At 69.3% G+C, this 5,328-nt stretch carries 5 protein-coding genes; all 5 read left to right on the forward strand.

The features are described 5' to 3' along the window. Positions 1 to 970, forward strand: a 970-nt coding sequence (gene dacB / locus QZZ29_RS08835) for a D-alanyl-D-alanine carboxypeptidase/D-alanyl-D-alanine-endopeptidase (RefSeq protein WP_291382670.1), incomplete at its 5' end; no start/stop codon positions are given. Between the two features lie 58 nt (positions 971 to 1,028). Continuing rightward, positions 1,029 to 2,054 (forward strand): tRNA lysidine(34) synthetase TilS, encoded by a 1,026-nt coding sequence (gene tilS, locus QZZ29_RS08840; RefSeq protein ID WP_291382672.1) that lies wholly within the window; start codon positions 1,029 to 1,031, stop codon positions 2,052 to 2,054. 29 nt (positions 2,055 to 2,083) lie between these two features. Then, positions 2,084 to 2,623 carry a hypoxanthine phosphoribosyltransferase gene (gene hpt / locus QZZ29_RS08845; protein ID WP_291382678.1) on the forward strand — a complete coding sequence of 180 codons (540 nt, stop codon included), beginning with the start codon at positions 2,084 to 2,086 and terminating at the stop codon, positions 2,621 to 2,623. A 103-nt stretch (positions 2,624 to 2,726) separates the two neighbouring features. Then, on the forward strand, positions 2,727 to 4,715 hold the full coding sequence (ftsH, locus tag QZZ29_RS08850) for an ATP-dependent zinc metalloprotease FtsH (protein WP_291382674.1): 1,989 nt from the start codon (positions 2,727 to 2,729) through the stop codon (positions 4,713 to 4,715). Positions 4,716 to 4,724: 9 nt separating this feature from the next. Continuing rightward, complete coding sequence (gene folE / locus QZZ29_RS08855) at positions 4,725 to 5,297, forward strand: GTP cyclohydrolase I FolE (RefSeq protein WP_291382676.1); 573 nt, start codon at positions 4,725 to 4,727, stop codon at positions 5,295 to 5,297. The last annotated feature ends 31 nt before the right edge of the window (positions 5,298 to 5,328 follow it).

The raw sequence follows: 5,328 nt of genomic DNA on the forward strand, positions 1-5,328 counted from the left end.
CTTTATGGGTGTATTACTGGAACCGATGATGCGCCCTCTCTTTAATGTCCCGGGCACAGACCCCGTCGCGGGCACAGACCCCGTCGCGGTCGGGTTCGCCGGGGTGGGGGACCTGGCCGACCAGGTGGCGAGCGCCCTGACGGCGCGCGGCGTCACGAGCGTCGCGGTCGCCTATGACACCTCGTCGTTCCCCGGCCCGGCGTACCCCGCCGAGTGGCCCTCGTATGCGCTGCGCGACGGCTACGCCGCGCCGGTGACGGGGCTGGCCGTCAACGTCGGCAAGATGACCGACGACGAATACGCCCCACGGTGGCCCGACCCGGCCGCCCGCACGGCCGACGTCTTTGCCGCGCGGCTCGGCGATCGCGGCATCGCCGTGACGGCGGTGTCGGCGCGCTCGGGAACCACGGGTGAGCAGGTGGGCGTGGTCACCTCGGCGCCCATGCGCGACGTGGTCGAGTACATGCTGCACGCGTCCGACAACACCATCGCGGAGGTGCTGACGCGGGTTCTCGCGGTGCACGACGGCCGCCGGGCCGTGCCATCCGAGGCGATGCGGTCCGTGCGCGCGGCGCTGGGCGAGCTCGGCGTCGACCAGACGGGTCTCGCGCTCTACGACGGCGCGGGTTTCTCGGTCCGCAATCGCATCCCGCCCCGATTTCTCACGGAGATTCTGCGCGCCGCCACCCTGGCCGATCCCACCCACGACGTGGTGGGCCTGCTGGCCGAGGCGGGCCTGACCGGCACGCTGGACGACCGCTTCACGTCGACGCCGGGCGCGGGAGTGGTGCGCGCCAAGACCGGCTCGCTGACGGGGGTGACGGCGCTGTCCGGGGTGGTCATCACGGCGCAAGGGCGGCCGCTCGTGTTCTCCGTGCTTGCGGACGGCATGCCCTATGGCCAGGTCCGGCCGCAGGCCGCCATCGACGCCTTCGCCGACGCGTTGGCACAATGTGGGTGTCGGGGGTGACCGGCGTGCCGGGGGCCGTGAAGCCCGACATCGCCCCCGAGACCCACCTGGGAGACGTGTGACTGGACCGCATCCGTCAGTGGCGGCGACCCGCAACGCCGTGCGCGAGGCGTTGGACGGCGTCGACATGGGCGCCAGGATCTGGGTGGCCTGCTCGGGGGGTCCCGACTCCTTGGCGTTGGCTGCGGCGGCCAGCTTCGTGGCCCGCAAGCAAGGCTTCCTCGTCGGCGCGATCGTCGTCGACCACGGGCTCACCCCCGGCAGCGCCGGTGTGGCGGAAAGGGCCATCGCCCAAGTGCACAAGGCGGGCATCGTGACCGCGTTCGTGGAGAAGGTGGTGGTGGGCCGCGAGGGTGGGCTCGAAGCCGCCGCGCGGCGCGCCCGGTACGCCGCGCTCGACTCCCGCGTGGACCGGGAGGGTGGCCTGACGCCGCACATTCTCACGGGCCACACGATGGACGATCAGGCCGAGACCGTGCTGCTCGCGCTCGCCAGGGGCTCCGGCGCCCGGGCCCTGTCCGGGATGGCCGTCAAGCGCGGACGCTACGTGCGCCCCTTCCTGTCCCTGCGTCGCAAGGACACGGTGACCGCGTGCGAGGAGCTCGGCCTCGAGCCGTGGTTCGACCCGACCAACGAGCCCGACGGGGGCCCGCGCCGCTCGGCCCTGCGCGGCATCGTCATGCCCGCCTTGGTGGACGTCCTGGGCCCCGGCGTCGTCTCCGGGCTCGCGCGATCCGCCGCGATGCTGCAGGCCGATGCCGACGAGTTAGAACGCCAGGCGCGCCACGCGATCCAGAATTCCGAGTCCACCGTGCGCGGCGACGAGTGGCGTTGCGACATGCTCGCGGCCCTGCCCGACGCCATCCGCACGCGCATGCTGAAGATGGTCGCGGAGAATCACGGTGCGGGGCCCTTGGCGGCCTCCCACGTGGCGGCCCTTGACCGGCTGGTCACCACGTATTCGGGTCAAGGCGCGGTGTCGTTGCCCGGCGGCTACGAGGCGCGCCGCGAGTATGGCAGGCTGATCTTCACCGATCCCCTTGAACGCTTCGACCAACCAGATCAGAACGGACCCGAAGAGTGAGCCCCGACTTCACGAATGCCGCCTTCACCATGAACGACTTCACGCGCGTGGTGGTCACGGAGAAGCAGATCTCCACCAAACTCGATCAGATCGCCGCGCAGATTCGCGAGGACTATGTGGGCAAGGAAGTCCTGATGGTGGGCGTACTCAAGGGCGCGGTCATGGTGATGGCCGACCTCGCGCGGCGCCTTCCTCCCGACTTCCAGATGGACTGGATGGCGGTCTCCTCCTACGGGTCCGGCACCAAGTCCTCCGGCGTGGTGAGGATTCTCAAGGACCTCGACGCCGACCTCACCGGCCGCCACGTCCTGATTGTGGAGGACATCGTCGACACGGGCGTCACCCTGTCGTGGCTGCTGGGAAACCTGCGTTCGCGCGGCGCGGAGTCCGTCGAGGTCGCCACGCTGCTGCGCAAGCCCGACGCCGTGCAGGTCGATATTGACGTGCGTTACATCGGCTTCGACATTCCGAACGACTTTGTGGTCGGCTACGGGCTCGACTGGGCGGAGAAGTACCGCACGTTGCCGTTCGTGGCGGTGCTCAAGCCGTCCGTGTATTCGGAGGACTAGCGACGCCGTGGGCCGCGCTGGGGGCCTCCCGTCGGCAACGCCGTCCCGCTGAGCGCGAAACCTGACAATGTGATGGTCAACCTCGCGTAAAGTCGTGCACACCATGAGAAGACTGCGCTGGTCGTACCTGTTTCTATCCTTCGCGGTGATTTCTATCGCCGTGTTTGCCTTCACCGCCGCCACCCAGACGCCGGTGACGCACGTTGACACGAGCGAGGGCTTCGCCGTGCTCAAGTCTGGGGCCGCGACCCAGGTGGAGATCACGGACGGCGACCAACGGGTGCGGATCACGCTGAGCGACACCGTCCCTGACGCGCTGGCCGGATACGAACTCGAGGGCGGCGCGCTCATCGAGTTCTTCTACGTCGCACCGCAGGGTGACGACGTGGTGGCGGCGGTGGAGGCCGCCAATCCGGAACTGGGCTACGACTCGGTGGTGCCGCGAGGCTCGCTGCTGCAGTCGCTGCTGCTGAACATCCTGCCGCTGCTGCTGTTCCTGGGGCTGATCTGGTTCCTGCTCAGCTCCATGCAGGGCGGCGGCAACAAGATCATGCAGTTCGGCCGTTCCAAGGCCAAAGAGGTCACCGCGGACACGCCCAAGGTGAAATTCGACGATGTCGCGGGCGCCGACGAGGCGGTCGAGGAGCTGCGGGAGATCCAGGAGTTCCTGGAGAACCCCGCCAAGTTCCAGGCCGTGGGCGCCAAGATCCCCAAGGGCGTGCTGCTCTACGGCGCACCCGGAACGGGCAAGACGCTCCTCGCGCGCGCCGTGGCCGGCGAGGCGGGCGTTCCCTTCTTCTCCATCTCGGGCTCCGACTTTGTCGAGATGTTCGTGGGCGTCGGCGCGAGCCGCGTGCGCGACCTGTTCGAGCAGGCCAAGAAGAACAGCCCGGCCATCATCTTTGTGGACGAGATCGATGCGGTGGGCCGTCACCGCGGCGCCGGAATGGGCGGCGGTCACGACGAGCGCGAGCAGACCCTCAACCAGATGCTGGTGGAGATGGACGGCTTCGACATCAGCACCAACGTCATCATGATCGCGGCCACCAACCGGCCCGACATCCTCGACCCCGCGCTGTTGCGCCCCGGGCGCTTTGACCGCCAGATCGGCGTGGACGCGCCCGACCTCAAGGGCCGACTCAAGGTGCTTGAGGTGCACGCCAAGGGCAAGCCCATCGCGCCGGAGGTCGACCTCAACGCGGTCGCCAAGCGCACGCCCGGGTTCACGGGCGCCGACCTTGCGAACGTTCTCAACGAGGCCGCCCTGCTGACGGCGCGACGCGGCGCCACCGCCATCGGCCCGACCGAAATGGACGAGGCCATCGACCGCGTCATCGCGGGCCCGCAGAAGCGCACGCGGGTGATGAACGACCACGACAAGTCGGTGACGGCGTATCACGAGGGCGGCCACGCCCTGGTCGCGGCCGCGATGAACTACACGGACCCCGTCACCAAGGTGACGATCCTGCCGCGCGGCCGGGCCCTCGGCTACACGATGGTGATGCCGGTCGAGGACCGCTACTCGAAGACGCGCAACCAGTTGCTCGACAACCTGGCGTACGCCATGGGCGGGCGCGTCGCGGAGGAGGTGGTGTTCGGGGACCCGTCCACCGGCGCGAGCAACGACATCTCGCAGGCCACCGAGATCGCCAGGCAGATGGTCACCGAGTTCGGCATGTCCACGAGGATCGGTTCGGTGCGCCTGGCGGGCGCCTCGGGCGAGGTGTTCCTGGGCCGCGACATGGGGCACGGCCGCGACTACTCCGACCAGCTCGCCGCGGTGGTCGATGACGAGGTCCGCAAGCTCATGGACCACGCCATGGAGGAGGCCACCAAGGCCCTCCAGGCCAACAGGGGCGTGCTCGACACTCTCGCCGAGCAGCTCCTGGAGAAGGAGACGCTCACCGAGGCGGAGCTGGCCGTGCTCTTCAAGAAGGTCAAGAAGGCACCGGAGCGCCCCAAGTGGATCAGCGGGGACTGGGCGCCCAAGCGCACCCCCAAACGCCGCATTGCCAAGGCGCCCGTGCGGCCCGTCACCGAACCCAAGGACACCATCGGCGATGGCGCCACCGACACCGCGGACAAGGCCTAGGCGCATCCCATGAGCGAGGGCATCGACACGGCCCGCATCGAGGCGGCCGTGCGGGAGATCCTCGCGGCGATTGGCGAGGACCCCGACAGGGACGGCCTGCGGGACACCCCGGGACGGGTCGCGCGCTCGTACCAGGAGTTCTTTGCGGGACTGTCCGAAGACCCCGCCGACGTCCTCAGTGCCGTGTTTGAGCTGGGCCACGAAGAGATGATCCTGGTCAAGGACATCGAGCTGTACTCGATGTGCGAGCACCACCTGGTGCCCTTCCACGGGGTCGCGCACGTGGCCTACATCCCCGGCGCGGACGGGCGCATCACCGGACTGTCCAAGATCGCGCGCCTGGTGGACGTGTTCGCCAAGCGGCCGCAGGTGCAGGAGCGCCTCACCACGCAGGTGGCCGACGCCCTGGTCAACGAGCTCGGCGCCCGTGGCGTGCTGGTGGTGGTCGAGGCGGAGCACCTGTGCATGTCCATGCGCGGGGTGCGCAAGCCCGGCTCACGCACCGTGACCTCCGCCGTGCGGGGTGTGATGCGCGACGGTGCCACGCGCGCCGAGGCCATGAGCCTCATCGCCGGGAAGTAGCCGATGCCGGAGCGCCCAACACCGGAGCGCC

The sequence above is a fragment of the Demequina sp. genome, from assembly GCF_016278765.1.
Classification (GTDB): domain Bacteria; phylum Actinomycetota; class Actinomycetes; order Actinomycetales; family Demequinaceae; genus Demequina.

What these genes read in the sequence shown, in the direction of transcription:
- folE (WP_291382676.1), top strand. Translation starts at nt 4,725, where the DNA reads ATGAGCGAGGGCATCGACACGGCCCGCATCGAGGCGGCCGTGCGGGAG.
- ftsH (WP_291382674.1), top strand. Translation starts at nt 2,727, where the DNA reads ATGAGAAGACTGCGCTGGTCGTACCTGTTTCTATCCTTCGCGGTGATT.
- hpt (WP_291382678.1), top strand. Translation starts at nt 2,084, where the DNA reads ATGAACGACTTCACGCGCGTGGTGGTCACGGAGAAGCAGATCTCCACC.